The organism is Alcaligenes sp. EGD-AK7 (assembly GCF_000465875.3).
Lineage (GTDB): Bacteria > Pseudomonadota > Gammaproteobacteria > Burkholderiales > Burkholderiaceae_B > Alcaligenes > Alcaligenes phenolicus.
This window is the reverse complement of sequence record NZ_AVOG02000001.1, coordinates 1,137,096-1,154,324: the sequence shown is the minus strand read 5'-3', so window position 1 is coordinate 1,154,324 and position 17,229 is coordinate 1,137,096. Positions and strand designations below refer to the sequence as shown.

19 protein-coding genes are annotated in these 17,229 nt (G+C 52.2%); 18 read left to right on the top strand and 1 reads right to left on the bottom strand.

The window, feature by feature from the left end:
- Positions 1-8 precede the first annotated feature (8 nt).
- The 12 genes from N879_RS20365 to tauC all read left to right on the top strand — a co-directional run bounded on the left by N879_RS20365 (position 9) and on the right by tauC (position 10,267).
- Positions 9-1,355: a hypothetical protein gene (locus N879_RS20365; RefSeq protein WP_128831632.1), complete on the top strand. Its 1,347-nt coding sequence runs from the start codon at positions 9-11 to the stop codon at positions 1,353-1,355.
- A 7-nt stretch (positions 1,356-1,362) separates the two neighbouring features.
- Complete coding sequence (locus N879_RS05440; protein WP_009458364.1) at positions 1,363-1,650, top strand: DUF2523 family protein; 288 nt, start codon at positions 1,363-1,365, stop codon at positions 1,648-1,650.
- A 5-nt stretch (positions 1,651-1,655) separates the two neighbouring features.
- Entirely contained in the window at positions 1,656-2,708 is a 1,053-nt protein-coding gene (locus N879_RS05435) for a zonular occludens toxin domain-containing protein (RefSeq protein WP_009458372.1), read from the top strand.
- Entirely contained in the window at positions 2,709-3,956 is a 1,248-nt protein-coding gene (locus tag N879_RS20360) for a type II secretion system protein GspD (RefSeq protein ID WP_021446801.1), read from the top strand. It begins immediately after the preceding gene.
- 106 nt (positions 3,957-4,062) lie between these two features.
- Positions 4,063-4,347 carry an EexN family lipoprotein gene (locus tag N879_RS20355; RefSeq protein WP_128831633.1) on the top strand — a complete coding sequence of 95 codons (285 nt, stop codon included), beginning with the start codon at positions 4,063-4,065 and terminating at the stop codon, positions 4,345-4,347.
- Between the two features lie 19 nt (positions 4,348-4,366).
- Entirely contained in the window at positions 4,367-4,549 is a 183-nt protein-coding gene (locus tag N879_RS20955) for an antitoxin VbhA family protein (protein WP_128831634.1), read from the top strand.
- A gap of 397 nt (positions 4,550-4,946) precedes the next feature.
- Positions 4,947-5,849 carry a hypothetical protein gene (locus N879_RS20345; RefSeq protein ID WP_031232292.1) on the top strand — a complete coding sequence of 301 codons (903 nt, stop codon included), beginning with the start codon at positions 4,947-4,949 and terminating at the stop codon, positions 5,847-5,849.
- Between the two features lie 524 nt (positions 5,850-6,373).
- On the top strand, positions 6,374-6,883 hold the full coding sequence (locus N879_RS05420) for a GNAT family N-acetyltransferase (protein WP_021446800.1): 510 nt from the start codon (positions 6,374-6,376) through the stop codon (positions 6,881-6,883).
- Between the two features lie 106 nt (positions 6,884-6,989).
- Complete coding sequence (locus tag N879_RS05415) at positions 6,990-7,337, top strand: hypothetical protein (RefSeq protein WP_009458382.1); 348 nt, start codon at positions 6,990-6,992, stop codon at positions 7,335-7,337.
- Positions 7,338-7,570: 233 nt separating this feature from the next.
- On the top strand, positions 7,571-8,569 hold the full coding sequence (gene tauA / locus N879_RS05410; RefSeq protein WP_009458389.1) for a taurine ABC transporter substrate-binding protein: 999 nt from the start codon (positions 7,571-7,573) through the stop codon (positions 8,567-8,569).
- A gap of 5 nt (positions 8,570-8,574) precedes the next feature.
- Positions 8,575-9,360 (top strand): taurine ABC transporter ATP-binding subunit, encoded by a 786-nt coding sequence (gene tauB / locus N879_RS05405; protein WP_009458391.1) that lies wholly within the window; start codon positions 8,575-8,577, stop codon positions 9,358-9,360.
- Positions 9,361-9,376: 16 nt separating this feature from the next.
- A complete protein-coding gene (gene tauC, locus N879_RS05400; RefSeq protein ID WP_021446799.1) occupies positions 9,377-10,267 on the top strand; it encodes a taurine ABC transporter permease TauC in 891 nt (296 codons plus the stop codon).
- Positions 10,268-10,526: 259 nt separating this feature from the next.
- On the opposite strand, the gene N879_RS05395 is transcribed toward tauC, so the two are convergent.
- A complete protein-coding gene (locus N879_RS05395; RefSeq protein ID WP_009458405.1) occupies positions 10,527-11,231 on the bottom strand; it encodes an SDR family oxidoreductase in 705 nt (234 codons plus the stop codon).
- 104 nt (positions 11,232-11,335) lie between these two features.
- Between N879_RS05395 and N879_RS05390 the strand changes: the two genes are divergently transcribed.
- From N879_RS05390 to N879_RS05365, 6 genes are all read left to right on the top strand, one after another.
- A complete protein-coding gene (locus tag N879_RS05390) occupies positions 11,336-12,208 on the top strand; it encodes a LysR substrate-binding domain-containing protein (RefSeq protein WP_009458407.1) in 873 nt (290 codons plus the stop codon).
- A 46-nt stretch (positions 12,209-12,254) separates the two neighbouring features.
- Positions 12,255-12,395, top strand: coding sequence for a hypothetical protein (locus N879_RS20565; RefSeq protein ID WP_161808933.1), 141 nt, complete (start codon positions 12,255-12,257; stop codon positions 12,393-12,395).
- The gene (locus N879_RS05380; RefSeq protein ID WP_009458410.1) at positions 12,392-12,736 is read left to right on the top strand and encodes a zinc ribbon domain-containing protein YjdM; all 345 of its coding nucleotides are present in this window, start codon (positions 12,392-12,394) and stop codon (positions 12,734-12,736) included. The genes N879_RS20565 and N879_RS05380 overlap by 4 nt, the downstream gene beginning before the upstream one ends.
- A 196-nt stretch (positions 12,737-12,932) precedes the next feature.
- On the top strand, positions 12,933-13,427 hold the full coding sequence (locus N879_RS05375; protein WP_009458412.1) for an RNA polymerase sigma factor: 495 nt from the start codon (positions 12,933-12,935) through the stop codon (positions 13,425-13,427).
- On the top strand, positions 13,424-14,368 hold the full coding sequence (locus tag N879_RS05370) for a FecR family protein (RefSeq protein WP_021446797.1): 945 nt from the start codon (positions 13,424-13,426) through the stop codon (positions 14,366-14,368). The genes N879_RS05375 and N879_RS05370 overlap by 4 nt, the downstream gene beginning before the upstream one ends.
- 101 nt (positions 14,369-14,469) lie before the next feature.
- A complete protein-coding gene (locus N879_RS05365) occupies positions 14,470-17,187 on the top strand; it encodes a TonB-dependent receptor (protein WP_009458416.1) in 2,718 nt (905 codons plus the stop codon).
- Positions 17,188-17,229 lie beyond the last annotated feature (42 nt).

Here is a 17,229-nt window from a genome sequence, read left to right as displayed (position 1 = left end):
TTGGAATAATGGCCTTATCTAGTTTGCGTTTTTTTTTCTTGGCTTGGTGCTTGCTTATCACACCAGTCACTTATGCCCAAGCCCTGCCCAAGCCCGAACCAGAGCGTGTTTCCAGGGCTATATCGGGTGTTTTGCAGGAAGGCATTCAGAAGCGTGGTTTTGCAGCAAATGATCCTCGTTTTATGAATACGGTTGCGCGAGCGACTCCTGTCCTCTCTATGAGTGCAGGCAGCACAGCCGCAGTGGTTACTGCCGGGGCGATCACCGCACCAGCCTGGGCTACGGTAGCTCTTGCAATAGGGGTTGGAGCAGTTGTGTCTTATGCAGTAAGCCTGGGAATCGATACTTTAGTCGATTGGTTCTTCCGGAATGATGGATTAATAGACCAGTCCAGTGCGGAGAACAGTGCCTATCCATCTCATGCTTTTAATGCTGGGGATCGCGTATGGACATACAAAGATTGGGGCGGCGAAGCACACTATGGTGCAAATGCTGATGCATTGGCGCGTGAGCATCGCTATACAGATATGAAGCGGCAGGGCTATACCAATATTACAGAGCCGACTTGCTTTGCCGACGGCACAACAAACTATTGGTGTGGAAATTACAAGGTTTCCTTGTCAGGCACCGCCCCGGTTGGTTGTGGTGCAGGTATGCAAGCTATTGGCGCTAATTGTGCTTCCTTTTCATATCCTTTACCCAACTCATTCCCAGATGTTCAAGGCTTAACGCCACAGCAAGCTATTGATAATCTGACAGAAGAAGAACTCGATAAGCCTCTAAATCCGGTTCTAGTTGCTGCCTTGGCTAACCGGGCATGGCAAGAAGCGGCCCTTGAGCCTGGCTATGACGGTTTGCCATACCCACAAAATGATCCTCTTACCGCAGCAGAAGTCACTCCCTGGGTGCAGGCTAATCTTGATTTAGCCCCTACGGTAAGAGATTTTGTCTCCCCGAATCCGACGACCAGCAACAACAATAATCCGTGGGCTTTGCCAGCAAATCCCTCGTCTCCTGCTCCGACTCCTGCGTTACCTAATCAGAACACAACCAACCCAGGCGCAGAAAACCCTACAACAAATCTTGGCCCCGATCCTGGTATTGGTTTTCCAACGTTAGAAGCTACTCCCACTGCACAGCAAATTCTGCAACCTATTTTAGACATTGGAGAGCGTTTTCGTGGATACGAGCCATTTTCTCATGCTGGCGAATGTCCCCGCCCGACCCTTGAGTTGTACGGCACTCACGTACTCGATGCACATTGCATCTTGATCGATAACAACAAAGCCATCATCCAAGATGCCATGTTGCTGGCATGGGCACTGATTGCGCTATTTATCGTTTTGTCTGCGTGAGGTCATCATGTTCGGGATCATTCTATCCGCATTGAGTAGTGTCTTGACTTGGGTGTTTCGTTCCATTCTTGTGAAGTTTGTGCTGTTCTTCGCGCTGTATTTCATTACATCGGAGTTTGTCGGCTTCATCGTGAAGTTACTACCTGGATCAAACGCTGTTGATGCGGCGTTTTCTGGTATCGGTGCTGCAACGTGGTACTTCCTTAATGTGTTTGAAGTTCAGGCAGGAGTTGCAATGGTTGTTTCTTCCTACACGACGCGCTTCATCATCCGACGTATACCGGTCATCGGATAAAAACTATGCCTATCAATGCTTACACCGGCCTGATGGGATCAGGGAAAAGCTATGAGTGTGTGTCCTCTGTCATCGTGCCTGCTGTTAGGGCTGGTCGTCGCGTAGTCACGAACGTGGACGGTATCGATAGCGATGCAATCCGCGCCTATTGCCAGGAGAAGTATGGTGTTGAACCGGAGGGTCTGGGATCGGTCGTCCATTGTAAAAATGAAGATGTGGGGAAGGCCGACTTTCTGCCTTATGGCGAGAACGTTGATACCTTTTGCCAAGCCGGTGACATTATCTGTATCGATGAGGCATGGCGTTTCTGGGGGACAGACTGCAAGCTGCTAGCTGAACATAAAGTGTTCTTTCGAGAGCATCGCCATTTTGTGCATCCCGATACCAAGGTTTGTTGCGACCTAGTGCTAATGGTGCAAGACATTTCCGACTTGCATCGCATTCTCAAAGTCGTGGTTGAAGTTACCTTCAGAACCACCAAGATAAAGTCGCTGGGCCTGAACAAGACCTACCGTGTGGAAGTGTGGGAAGGGTACAAGCTCACGCAGAGAGGTCGTGTAGCCGTTGAGAACAAGCGATATAACGCACAAATTTTCCCACTCTATAGCAGCTATACGGGTGGGGCAGGCAAGGAGCTGCAAGTTGATGGTCGCCAGAACGTCTTGAAAAGTCCGAAGCTGTGGATTTTGGCCATTGTGGTCATTAGCGTATTTAGCTTCAGTATCTATACGTTAATAGGTTTTTTTGGTGGTGGAACGAAAATTAATAATGCAACCACATCAATTGCTTACGGTGATTTCAAGACAGATTCAGCGTTGCCTGCTTCCACACAGGTAGAGCGCGCCCAACCCCGACAAGCTATGTCCGCGTCCTGGCGGCTGGTTGGCACCATGCAGTCAGGTAAAACGGTCTACACGGTTATCCAGTCTAACGATGGTCGTATACGGCTTGAGCATCCTTCCAACTTTCAAAATAGTGGCTCAGCAACGATTGGTGAGGTTGATGGCGAACGCATCACCTCCTGGACCGGCAGTAAACCCACATCTAAAGGCCAATAAATGAAACTTCGAATCCTGGCATCACTCTTATCTTTGGCTCTAACTGGGACTGCTCAAGCCAAGTTGGTTAACCTTGATTTGCAAGGCGCAAGCATCGCTGAAACAGTGCAGCTTATTTATCGAGAGTCTACCAATACCCCTTATGTGCTCGCTCCAGATGTTCTTGAGGATGAGCGACTAATTTCCTTCAGGTATACAGACAATCAGGGCAAGTTTCCGCTTTTTATGCAGTATTTTTTAGACAGCCTGGGCTACACGGTAGAACGAAAATCTGGCGTGGATTTTGTGCGTAAACGTGTTGAGGGTGAGCCTCCTATTCAAGCTGAGCACATCTACATTTATCAGCCACGATACCGCGAAGTGTCTTATCTATCGCGGACTCTGACACCGTTGTTCAAAGGGTCATTCGTTACAAACCGCAGTGTAAGGGCTACGCCTGAAGCCAGTCCTAAGAGTGAAGTGTCAGCATCTTCGGCTGCCTCATTGATTGATCAGTCTTCGGATGTATTGGTGTTTGCAGGTGCCGAAGAAGAAATTCAACGTTTACGTGAATTGCTGCCTCAAGTCGACCAGCGCGTTGGCGAAGTGGCAGTACGGGGCTTGGTATATGAGGTGAGCAACAGTGACCGGCAAGGCTCAGCATTTGGACTGCTGGCGAACTTACTTGGAGGGCATGTAGGTATTGGTATAGGCTCCACTGCTACAAATTTGGGTAACTTTATTCAGATCAAAAACACCAGCCTGGATGCTGTTTATTCCATGTTGTCCAGTGATAGTCGTTTTAAGGTGGTGTCGTCACCTGCTCTTCGTATCCAGTCCGGTTCTCAAGGTGTTTTTTCAGTGGGCCAGGAGGTGCCTGTACTAGGCGCACTGTCATACCCACAAGGGGCAGGTCAGGCTGTTCAGTCCGTTGAATATCGTAGTTCCGGCGTGATTTTTGATGTTCGGCCCGTTGTAAAAGAAAGCATCATTGATTTGGATATCACCCAACAGCTTTCTAACTTTGTGAAAACAACCACGGGGGTTAATAATTCCCCAACGCTAACGAAGCGAGAACTAAAAACCAAAGTAGGTATGGAAGATGGGGATGTCATAGTGTTGGGTGGGCTTACTGAAAGTAAGGACACTAACACCCGAGACGGCCTTAGCTTTTTGCCGCGATTTCTCCACACGACAGGATATGAACAATCAAGTAGTGAAATTCTTTTGGTGCTTCAGGTGCAACGAGTGCCAGGATCTGACTTGTGATTCTTGGTCATGACCAAGGGTTTGGTGTGAGTTGACCGCCTACGCTTAAGCAGGGAGAATTGTCGTTGAAATTAACCCTGCATATTTTAGAACGACGGCTTTTGAAATGAAAAAATCTCTAGTTTCTACGGTAGTATTTGCGTCAGTAGTTCTCACTGCTTGTGGAAAAAGCGAAGCAACACAGACGGTTGATTATTATAAAAACCATGATGTTGAACGTAAGGAGATGCTTGAGAAGTGTCGGAATGAAATGGGTGCGAAAGCGGCTGTATCAGATAATTGTATTAATGCTACTAAGGCGAAAACAGCACTTGAAACTAGTGCTAGCAGAAATACTTACACTGAGCTAGAGGTTCTTAAACCGTCAGATTTAAGCGACCTAGGGAAATAATTGAAAATATGGGTTTCTTATGAGCTCTGGCCAGCCCGAACGTAGAGCCGCTGCTGATTCTGCCCGGGCCTCAGTGCGGCTTGAGGGATTTTCTGTTCCAGAAGGCGCATTGCTTGAGTCAGAGAGATTTATTGCTGGTGAAATTGATTTTCAAGAGCTCATAAACCGCCTCTATCGGCAAGCCAAGAAGAGAACCAGTTAGGATTTTTGGTGTAGTGCTCAGTCTCTGCTGAGGCTTAAATGGTGGCAGATTCTCTACCTGGCTAGCTAAGCTGCGTCATCAAATCTCTACTCTGAGGCAGTCTTTTCTATGTCAAGGACGGGCACAGAAGCTGCAGCCCGGCTTGCCGGGACCGGGTGAGTACCCGGCGAAGCGCATCCTTGACATTATTCCCTGATAAAACACGCTTTAGGTTGGGTTGCAGGGTTTTTGACCCTGTAACTCTGCCACATGGCGAATGTGGGGTTTGGGGCAAGGCCCCATAGTACCGCTACGCTATAGCTGCAATTACGAATACTTACTACGTTATTTTTTCTGTATATGCAGTGCGTTAATTAATTTTTGAAAATCTCGAATTTTAATAAGGATACATAGATAGATGGCGAATCGGATTGAATATGCGCTCTATATGGAAGGTTGGTCCTTTGAGGAAGGTGATGAAAATGTTTTAGTGCAACACGCTCAGCGTGTTCTTCCGAGTGAGTACCAGGAAGTAATGGGAAGTCATATATACTGCCCTGTTTGTTTTACAAATCTATCTAGATCGCCAAAGGAAAAGGCATTATTTTCTAATAACCGGTCAGCGCGTTATAACCACTTACCGAGATATGTGGAAGTTGACTGCCCCCTTCGTACAAAGCAGACCACTGGAAAGTTATATCCTAATGTTGAGCTAGCACGGCAAGCAATAGAAAGCGGGGAGCTTGCAATTATAGATTCGTTTGTTATGGATTCTCCTGAACAGGTCGTTCCAGACGAAAACCAAATTTATGATGATGTTCATGTAGATCAAGCTGGACCAACTGTCGCAGTACCTCTTAGTAGTCACAATGGCGAAAGTTTCGAAGTTCCTAGTAAAATTACAACGGTAGCAGGCATATGTAGGGGTTTTGATCGAAATTTATATAAATATTATTTGTTGCCGGGATCTTCATCCGCTTTTTTACTTCAGTCGCTACTTATTGATATTCGGAGTGTCCAAGATGTAGATGAAACCCCAAGACTGTACTGGGGGATAGTTGAATCATCTACGGCCATGGGAGCGGCAGATTGGAATCTACGGATGACGAAGCTGTACTGCCATCGACGAGCTATAGATTTTCATATAAAGGCGGTTAGATCTGAACAAGAAAGGAAGGGGATTAATGATCAATCGCAAGATAAGATTGTAATTTTTTGGGGGGCAATAACGAGGAATGGTATTGGGTTGTGCGTAGAAAGACCAGGGTGGGGGGAGTACGCAGTTTTGCCTACGCAATATAAGAACCTCTTATTGGATTAGTGACTTTATGCCGTGTTGGTGATATGGCTGAGATTTATCTGATACAGATATTTTATTTGTTTTCAAGATAAATTATGTGGGAAAGTAGTCCGCTGATCACTAAAGAAAATGACGCGTGTCTAAGAGTAACTAGCAATCCAATAATCAAAAAATTATCAGCTATTTGGTAGTTAAGAGGGATCATCTGCCTATATCAGGAAAAAATATGTTTTAAATGTAGGTCTTGTGTGGTTTATAGATATTTAAAAACTACTAATTTCGTTGATGCTTAGATGTCAACAAAGCGTCAACCGCATAGCAAAACATAGCGTATTCATAGCGATGGATGGGTGGTCTAACCATTTGATTGCAAAGATAAAGCATCGCTAATGCCTTGCCATCAAACTGAATCATAATCCGCAGGTCCCCTGTTCGAATCAGGGATGCGCCACCAAGATAAAGAAAACGGCCCACAGCAATGTGGGCCGTTTTTTATTGCTCGTCGGGATGATGGAAAGCCGTCGGTGTTTACTTATACTGGGCTCATGACAAAACTCATCATCCGCCCCGAGACTTTGGCTGATTTTGCTGCCATCGAGACCGTTACAGAGGCTGCGTTTCGTGATGCGCCTCATACGAGCCACAACGAACAGTTTATTCTTGCTGCCTTGCGCGATGCGGGAGCATTAAGCGTTTCCCTGGTTGCGGAGCAGGGTGGCTTCCTTCTTGGGCATGTCGCCGTGTCACCCGTTTCCATCTCCGATGGCACCTCAGGGTGGTTTGGGATTGGCCCTGTCTCTGTGATCCCAAGGCTTCAGGGCCGTGGTATCGGGTCGCAGTTGATGCGTGAGGCCTTGGGGAGGCTTGCCGAGCAGGGTGCAGCGGGCTGCGTTGTTCTTGGTGACCCATCCTACTATCAACGATTCGGATTCAAACCTGAAGCCAGGCTTGTGTTGCCGGGCGTCCCTCCTGAGTACTTCATGGCCATGTCCTTCGGGCAAGTTGTGCCAGCCGGTACGGTTACTTACCACCCGGCATTTAGTACGCCGGTTTGATGTTGGCGATTAGGCCGAGCAAGGCGTTCAGGATGGTTTAGTTTTATTAAAGACGGTAGCCTTGCCATAGTCTGCTGTGTTTCTTGCCCAACTCAAGGTTAGGCTCATGAACTTATTCAAACGTGCTGGAGCCCTTGCGCTGTTCGTACCCGTCCCGGCTTTGGCGTCCGATGGTTTGCTGACCCTGGTTGCTGGAATTCCTGTTCTGCTTGTAGCGACCATTGTTTTTGCCGTGCTGCTGGCAATACGGTCTCGCAACCTCATCAAGACGCTGGCGACGATCCTGTTTGTCCCAACCTTGCTATTCGGCCTTTACAGCGCCTTGGATGCGGTCACCCTGTTGCGCGATTTTGGGACGGAGAACTTCAGCATTGGCCTTGCTTTCTTTGCGCTATTGGTGCTGGTTTGCGTGTTGTTCTTCCTGATCGTTCGTGGGCAGTCAAAGACACGCTAGCGGCTAGATGATGGGCTTTGTTTTGACCTTGTCCTTGCATATAAGGGGGGCAATTCTGTTGAGGCAGAGTTAGACGCTTTTGAGCCGGTTTATCGCCCGTTCATCTTTACACCTCATAAATTCGCGCACTAACAATAAGCGAAATCGGTCTTTTGACCCTCAAGTTCTTTTGTCTATTCTGATTCCTCGACCTAAGGGCTTATCAAGCCGCCACCATCATCGAGGAATGCTTCATGTCGTTGACGAAAACTCTGCAGCATCTGGGCCTGGCCTTGGCGGCCAGCGTCGTATCTCTAAGCGCGCAGGCCACCAGCCTGACCGTTGCTTATCAGACCATTCCCACTCCATCCAATGTGCCTCAGGCCGATGGCGTTTATGAAAAAGAAACGGGCGCAAAAATCGACTGGCGCAAGTTTGATGGTGGGGCAGAGGTCATCAACGCCGTCGCTTCGGGTGATGTGCAGATTGCCTATTTAGGCTCCAGCCCTTTGGCCGCCGCAGTCAGTCGTAAATTACCTATAGAAACCTTTTTGGTCGCAGCTGAGTTGGGCACCAGCGAAGAGCTGGTGGTGCGTAACGGTTCTGGCATTCAGGCTCCGCAGGACCTCATTGGCAAGACGATTGCCACGCCCTTTGTGTCCACCAGCCATTACAGTCTGCTGGCTGCGCTCAAGTATTGGAAGATCGATCCCAAGCAGGTCAATATCATCAATCTGACGCCGGCCAATATTGTGGCAGCCTGGGCTCGTGGTGATATTGATGGTGCTTATACGTGGGACCCGGCCTTGAGCAAGGCCAAGGAAAGCGGCAAGGTGCTGATCAGTTCAGGGGAACTGGCCAAGCTGGGTGCTCCGACTTTTGATGTGTGGTTAGTGCGCAAGGATTTTGCGGAAAAACATCCGGATATTGTGTCGGCTTTTGCGCGTGTCACCTTGACTGCGTACGAGGGCTATACGCATGATCCTGCTGCCTGGGTAGCCAATGCAGATCACATCAACAAGCTGTCCCGCTTGACTGGTGCGACGCCTCAAGAAATTCCCAATGTTCTGGCTGGCAGCGGCTTTTTATCTGCGGCTGATCAAATCAAAACTTTAGGTCAGCCCACTGCCAAGGCCTTGGCCGATACCTCTGCCTTCCTGAAAGAGCAGGGCCGTATCGACGAGGTCTTGCCTGATTACGCGGGTTACACCACCAGCAAATATGTCGAGGCGGCTGCCTCGCAGGCCAGGTAATTCTGATGGCGCAATTAACACTGAATCACGTCAGCGCACGTTATCCCGGTGCCAATCATTTGGCGCTGCGAGATGTGTCGCTGCAATTGGGGTCGGGGCAGTTGGTGGTGGTGCTGGGGCCTTCGGGAAGTGGCAAGACTACCTTGTTGAATCTGATTGCTGGCTTCACCTTGCCCAGTGCTGGAACGATTATCTTGGATGGCGAACCTGTGCGCGGCCCTGGGGCTGATCGCGGTGTGGTGTTCCAGGACGACGCCTTGCTGCCTTGGCAGACGGTTCTGGAGAACGTGGCTTTTGGTTTGACGCTGCGGGGGGAGTCCAAGGAGCAGCGGCAGGCTGTGGCCCGTCATCAATTGGCTCTGGTAGGGCTGGAGGGCTTGGAGCAGCGCCGTATCTGGCAATTGTCTGGTGGTCAGAAGCAGCGGGTGGGTATTGCTCGTGCTCTGACGGCGGACCCGCGTGTGCTCTTGCTGGATGAGCCTTTTGGGGCGCTGGATGCTTTCACCCGCGAGCAGGCTCAGACGCTGCTGTTGAATGTCTGGCAGCGTAGCGCCAAGCCTGTTTTTCTGATTACTCACGATATTGAAGAAGCTGTCTTTCTAGCTACCGATCTGATCATTTTGGGTGGTACGCCTGGGCATGTGGTGGAGCGTTTGGGGCTGGATTTTGGGCGACGTTACACCGATGGGCAGCCGGTGCGTCAGGTGAAGTCCTCACCAGAGTTCATCGCGGCGCGAGAACGTGTGCTGGAGCATGTGTTCTCGGCGCATCCTGTTGCGGCTTCGTCCTGAATTTAGGAGATTGTTCATGAAATCCTCTGCCGCTGGCGAAGTTCTGCAAGCAGGCGATATCGCAGGTTTGTCGGGCGCTTCGTCTTTAAGTGTGTGCAGCGATTCCAAGCCTAATCAATCAGCGTCCACTAAACCTCGGCAAACGTCTATTGCCGTGATCAGTTTGCTCACTTTAAGTGGGGTGTTGTTCTTGTGGTGGGCCCTTACCGAGTGGGGCTATGTGGACCCGCTGTTCCTGCCTTCACCCCAGGCTGTGCTGAGCCGTGTTTCTCGTTTGTTCTCGGTGGGCTATATGGACGCCACAGTGCAGCAGCATTTGGTGGCCAGTTTGTGGCGGATCAGCTTGGCATTGATTGCGGCTGTTCTGTTGGCGATTCCTACGGGTATCGCGATTGGCCGTAATCGTATTGTCCAGGGCATTCTGGACCCTTTGATTGAATTCTATCGCCCGATTCCTCCGCTGGCGTATTTGCCTTTGATCGTAATCTGGTTTGGGATTGGTGAGCTATCAAAAGTACTGCTGATTTATCTGGCGATTTTTGCGCCGATCACGATAGCGACAGCTGGCGGAGTGCGTAATGTGGATCCGGTGAAACTGCGTGCGGCTCAATCTTTCGGGGCGACGCGTGCTCAGTTGCTGCGTTACATCATTATCCCCAGTGCCTTGCCTGATATTTTGACGGGCTTGCGCATCGGTTTGGGAGTGGGGTGGTCAACCCTTGTGGCTTCGGAGCTGGTTGCTGCCACGCGTGGTTTGGGATTCATGGTTCAGTCAGCAGGGCAGTTTCTGGCAACTGACGTGGTGATGGCGGGGATTCTGCTTATCGCCTTGGTGGCGTTTGCGCTTGAAATAGGTTTGCGTCGATTGCAGGCCAAGCTTGTTCCGTGGCACGGGCAAGCGCGTTAGCAGCCGGGGATGTGATTGTTCGCCTGGAGTTTTTGGTGCAGAGGTTCAGAGTTGATGTTGTGCGGTGTGAGTAGGTCGGCTCCCGTTCGAGCCGACCTGGACGTCCAGGCACCGTAGCATTGCGTCAAGACATGGTTACTGCTTTGCTGGTTTATGCCTCAGCTGCTGGATTGAACTCACGGATCCCCTAAGGCCCTTGGTTAGTGTGCGCACAGCAGCCTTAGTGTGAACACAGCCAGTCAGCTCAGCGCTTGGCAGCTCACACTGACCGAGTCAGCCCACCATCCACCTTGATGTTCTGTCCCGTAATGTAGCCGGCTCCATCCGACAACAAAAACGCAATTGTCGCGGCAATTTCCTCGGTTCTTCCATAACGTCCCATAGGCACACTTTCTCGCCGTTCTTCGGTCGCCGGCAAGCTATCAATCCAACCAGGCAGCACGTTGTTCATACGTACATTCTTGGCCGCATAACTGTCCGCAAAAATCTTGGTGAAGCTGGCTAGCCCGGCGCGGAATACCGCCGAAGTGGGGAACATCTCCGCAGGCTCAAACGCCCAGGCTGTAGAAATATTCACAATAGCCCCACCACCTTGCGCGGCCATGATGGGCGCTACCAGTCGTGCTGGACGCACGGCATTCAGAAAGTAGACATCCATGCCTTTGTGCCAATCCTCGTCGCTGATCTCCAGAACCGGGCCGCGTGGACCATGTCCGGCGGAGCTGACCAGGGCGTCGATACGCCCCCAGCGCTGCATGGCCAGGTCAACCAGGCGCTGTAAATCTTCGTTAGATTGATTCGAGCCAGTCAGGCCCACACCGCCCAGTTCTTTAGCCAGTGCCTCGCCCTTGCCGGACGAGGACAGGATGGCGACGCGATAACCATCTTGAGCCAGCCTGCGGGCCGCAGCGGCGCCCATGCCCGAGCCGCCTGCGCTAATAAGTGCTACTTTTTCTACAGTCATGAGAACCTCCGTGTGCTGAGATTAATACTATTATTTCAGCTGTAAATGGAAAAATCATGCGATAAATAAACCTTCCAGGATGTAGAAAAACTACTGTCAAAAAAATGATGAAATCTCGCCGTTCATTGCCTCCGCTCAATGCCTTGCGTGCTTTTGAAGTGTCTGGCCGTCGTTTGAGTTTCCGTGCCGCTGCTGATGAGCTGGGCGTGACTCAAGGCGCGGTCGCCCAGCAAGTCCGGGCTTTGGAAGAGCATCTGGGGCTGGCGCTGTTTCAGCGTCATCCGCGTGGTTTGCAGCTGACTTTAGCGGGCGCGGCCTATTTGGCCGAGGTGACTCGTGCTTTTGACACTTTGGCTGATGCAACAGGGCGCTTGTTGGTGCGCCCCGATACAGTCACGATCAGCGTCACGCCCACGGTGGCGGCCAAATTGCTGATTCCCCGCCTGGGGGATTTGCAAGCGGTCTTGCCCGATGTGGAGCTGCGTACCGTGGCAACCGAGGCCTTGTCGGATTTTGAGCGCGATCAGGTTGATATTGCCGTGCGCCTGACTCGTCCGCCTTTTGCGGCGGATTTGGAGGCCCAACTGCTGTTTCGTCAGGATCTGGTGGCTGTGGCCAGTCCTCGTTTGATAGGGAACATGACGCTTCCATTGTCGATTGAGCAACTGCGTGCTTTGCCTTTATTGCATGATGCTCACGATCATTGGGCTACGTTTTTGAAAGGCAGTGGCAGATTGCCGGGCCCGGTGTTCAACCAGACAACGCTGGCATTGGATGCAGCCATGGCGGGTCAAGGTGTGGCTTTGGCGTGCAGGGCTTTTGTGGCAACAGATCTGGCCGCTGGGCGTCTGGTGCAGGTGGCGGAAGCAGGGACTTTGGGGCCGGATTTCTATCTGGTACGCAAGCGATCAGCGCCGGTCAGACAGTCGGTGGAGGCAGTATGGGATTGGTGTTTGAAGAGATTGTTAATTCTTTAGCCTGATGCGCAGTTTGTTTGCTCTTTTTAAGGGGGCTGACGTTGCTATGAATGAGGTACGGCTTGGCCGCAAGCCCATTGCCATGGTTGATGTGAATCTTGCGTTTTTGGCCTTCCTGATGCAAAGGGCTAAACTGGCCGCACTTCTGGTGCAGCAGCACCCAGCTTTTTACAGGAAAAAAATATGAGCACACCGCTTCCCTGTCCTCAGTGCACCTTGGAAAATACCTACCATGACACGGAGCAATGGGTATGTGCCGATTGCGGCTATGAATGGCAAGACGCGGACCCGGCTGCCGAATCAGATACCGATGACGATGAGCTGATCGTTAAAGACAGCAACGGTAACTTGCTGGCTGCGGGCGACGATGTGATTCTGATCCGCGACTTGAAGGTCAAAGGCTCCAGCACCTTGAAGAAAGGTGCCAAGGCCAAAGGCATACGTCTGGTTCGTGGTGACCACGAAGTCGATTGCAAGATTGATGGCATCAGCTACTTGTTGAAGGCCATGTATTTGAAGAAAGCCTAAGTACCCAAACTTGGTTTTTTTGCAGGCGCAGCGTATAGATACGCTGCGCTTTTTTTATGTCTGCAGACAGAATAAGGCATCCAGGCGACAGCAACTATCAGCTAGCGTATTGATGGCAGGTAGTAGCAAACAAGGCGCTGGACGTGTATATAATAATGAGAATGATTATTAATTAGATGTTAACCTGATTGTCTCTATGTCCAAGCTGACGGCGGCGTTCCTGACCCATTACCCGGATTTGATCCGCTATCTGCGCAGGCGTACTCACTGCTCTGAACTGGCGCAAGATTGCGCGCATGACACCTGGCTGCGTTTGCTGGAGAAGGGCAAGCAGGTCACGGCAGACAACCACCGGGCTTATGTGTTCAGAGTGGCTGCCAATATTGTGGCGGACTGGTATCGGCGTCAAACACGTGAGCAGGCTGCTTTCGATGGCTACGCCTTGAGTGTCGCCCATCACCATGCCCCGGATACGTATGAGGAAGTGCTGGCCAAGGAAACCTTGCAGCGTCTGGAGCAGGCCTTGATGGCCCAGTCCCAGCGCAGTGTGCGGATTTTCATGATGCATCGCTGTGAAGAGATGAGCTACGCGCAGATCGCCCAGAAGTTGTCAGTGTCCGAGAGCACGATTGAGAAACACATGATGCGCATTTTGCTGGTGGCGCACCAAGTCTTTAATTCCGCAGTATGAACGCGCAGCCAGATTCGGCCTGGAGCCGAGTAGATGAAGACGCCGCCCGCTGGGTGGTGCGTAAAGAAGGCACCAAGCTGGAGCCGGACGCCCTGGCCCAGTTCGACGCCTGGTATGAAGCCGATCCGTTGCATGCCCAAACCTATGATGCCTTGGCGGCCAGTTGGCGGCGGCTGGATCAGGTTTCGGTGCTGCCCATCGCCCGTAAAAAGAGAAAGTCACGCGTCAAAACCCTGGCCAGTGCCTGTGTCTTGATGGGAGCGTCTTTTTACGCCTGGCAGATGTTTGAGCTGCAAGGCTCGATCCGCAGTGGGGTGGAAATCACTCAACTGAGTTTGCCTGATGGTTCGGTGGCGATTCTGGACGCACAGACTCGTGTGCGTCTGAATTTTGAAAATGGCCAACGACAAGTCAGCGTGGAGTCGGGGCGTGCCTTCTTTCAGGTGGTGCCTGCTTCGCCCCAGACAGGTCCGTTCACCGTGCAGGCCGGCCCGGCACAAGCGACGGCTTTGGGAACGCGCTACGAGGTCAGTCTTAAAGATCAGATCAGCGCCGTGGCGGTATACGAACATACCGTGCAGGTGCAGTGCCAGTCTTGCGATACCTCGCAGCCAGTAATCTTGCAGCCGGGGGATAGCGCCACGGTAGCGGGCGGGCAACTGCGGGCGCAGTTGGCTCAGCCTGCAACGTCCACGTATGCGGAAGCGGCGCCTGCCTGGGTGAACGGCTTGCTGAGCTTTGATGATGTCAGCTTGAAAGAAGTTGCCCGTCAGTTGGGGGAATACACCCATCGAGTGATCTGGATTGGCAGCGAGCAGGCGGGCTCAATGCGGGTGTCCGGTGTGGTGCAAGCGGCTCGCCCAGCCGCTGCCCTGAACTTGCTGACCCTGGGCCAAGGCTTGCAAATCAAGGAGTTACCAGGGCTTATAGTTATTTACTAATGATAACTATTATCAATTAAAAAATACGATGGCAATCAGGGGTGAGGGGGGAGGGGTAGCACAGCGTCCTGAGGGTAGTTGTTTACATAGGATGCTCAATCATGAAGTGCGCTTTGCAGGACACGCCGTCTCTTTTTGCCTTGCGCAGGCAAGCTCGCCCCGGCGTGACAACCAAGTCTCTTTCTTCTTCCCAAGGCTCGCGCTTCAAGCAGGGGCAACTGGCTTTCTTGATGGCCAGTGTTTTGTTCGTGATGCAGCCCATGCCGGCACACGCTGCCGGGCCTATTGTGCTGGATATGGCCTCTCAGCCTTTGGCCGATGCACTTTTGCAAATTGGCCGTCTGGCCCAGGTGGAAATTGCGTTTTCACCGGGACAGATTCGGGAAAAGCGAGCCGTGGCCTTGCAGGGCGAACTGACGGTTGAGCAGGCCTTGGATACCTTACTGGCCCCTTGGGGACTGGCGGCCAGAGCCCAGGGCGATCAGCGTTATACGATTGTGACGGCTACTGTTGCCAAAGGTTTGTCCGTGCTGGAGCCCGTCCGTGTACAAGGCCAGCGTGTTGGTGAACGCAACTATACCCGCGAGGAACTGGATCAACGCGCAGCGGGTAACCGTGATCTGTCCAGCCTTCTGGCCGATAACCCGGCCGTGCGTCAGAACGAGGCCGCAAAAACCAGTGCCAACCGTGGTTCTCTGGCGCTGGAAGATATCAGCTTCTATGGGGCCAGTCCGTTCCAGAATCAGTTCCAGATTGATGGCATCAGCTCCACCAATCAGATTGATCCAGCCAGCCGCAATTTGAATTTGCAGGTAGGCAATGTGCCCGCCTACTCCCAGGCCTACAACCTGGACACGAATATGCTGGAAAGCGTGACGGTGCTCGATAGCAGCATTCCCGTGGAATACGGCCGCTTCACTGGGGGCGTGGTCGATGCCAAGGTGCGTGATCCCAAGGGCAATAACAGCTTCCGTGCGGACTTCAGCTACAACTCCTCCGGGTTGACCTCCCAGACTGTACCTGAAGAGCAAAAGAAAAAGTTCGGGGCAGGCGAGCCGGGTTTTACCCCTGCCTGGACCAAGCGTTTTTCATCCGCCATGCTGGATGTGGGCATTACGGACAATACTGCGGCCTTGATCAGTGTGTCCCGTCGTGAGTCCAGCATTGATCGCACCATGCGCGTCTTGCACGAGAAGGAGTTCAGTGATGTGAATACGAACTCCAAAGACCGTGTCGATAATGTGTTCGCCAAAATCCATACCCGTTGGAGTGCCAGCACGGATTCCGCCTGGACCTTCAAGTACGCGGACCGGCGCGAGGATCTGGTGGATTCCGGCATCACGGCTAATCGGGTTCAGTGGCAGCATCAGCAAAAAGCCTATGGTCTGGGCTTTGACCTGAACCATGATTTTGGCTGGGGGCAGGGGCGCTTGCAGCTGGGTTACGACCAGATGAACAGCTACCGTAATTCCGACGGCACGGAATATATGGTCAATATGGTGTTTCTGCCCAATGGCCGCCCCGACTACACCTATATCAGCGGTGGTTTCGGGCAGGAGTCCACCGAGCAACGCAATCTGACCATGAAGACCCGACTGGAGTTCAAGCCGTTTCAGACCGGGGCAATCGAACATACGCCCTACGTAGGTTTTGAGCTGGCCCATACCAAGGGAGAGTTTGTCCGAGATCGGGATGCCTACGGGGGGCAGAGACGCCATTACAGCGATGGGCAGCCCAGCAAGGTGCAGGTCTTGAACTATTACCGCGCTGGAGAGGTGGGCGTCAGCTATACCAATGCGTCCGTTTATGTATCGGACCGCATGTCCTGGCAGCGTCTGGCCCTGACAACGGGCTTGCGCATGGATAAGGACAATTACTTTGGCAATACCAATCTGGCTCCGCGCACCTTGCTGGAATGGGATGTGCTGGGAACGGGTGAAACCCGTCTGTCGGGTGGCTGGTCGCGCTATTACGGCATGGATATTCTTGGAATTGCCATGCGCGAGCGCAAGAGCCAACTGCACACCTTGCTGGTGACGGGCGGCAATCCGGTAGACCGTCCTTCGCATACGGCCTACAAGCTGGATGGCTTGAAAACCCCGTATGACGACGAGTGGGCCTTGCGCTTGCAGCAACAGCTGACGAACAAAGTGGCCGCCGAACTGGCCTATGTGCGCCGCTATGGCCGTCAACAAGTCTCTATCGAAGGGCAGGCGAGGACGGGCTACACCTACACCAATAATGGCAAGTCCAAAACCGATGCCTTTACCTTGAGTCTGATGAACACGGCCCCTTGGACCTTGGGCGAGAGCTTGTGGACGGGACGTGTGGATGTGACCTATCAGCACAGCAAGCGTAATAACAAGTTGGCCGACGGTTATGACGGTGAAGCCGAGGCACAGGAGGAAAACATCTATTACAACGGCGACCTGATACGCCGTGGTGATCGTCCAGTGGGGGACTACAACCTGCCTTGGCGAGTCAGCGCTGGCGTAACCGGCATGTGGGCGCGGTATGGCTTGCAGATGAACAACCGGATCAATTGGAACAGCGCTCGCATGGATGTGCACTATGTGGGTCTGAATCGGGGTGATGGGCTGGAGAAGTATGAATCCGGTCGGGTCGGTTCTTATTGGACCTGGGATATGCGTCTGGACTGGGAGCCAGCCATGCTTAAAGGTCTGGGCCTGGGGCTGGATGTCCTGAACGTGCTGGACAAGCAAGCGCCCGTGGTGGTCTCGACACCAACCTCGGTGCTGAACCCGAACCTATATCGCACAGGACGAGAGCTGTGGCTGCGCGCTTCCTATCGGTATTAAAAGGGGGACAAGCTGGCGCAAGTTTGCTGATGGTAGCACTGG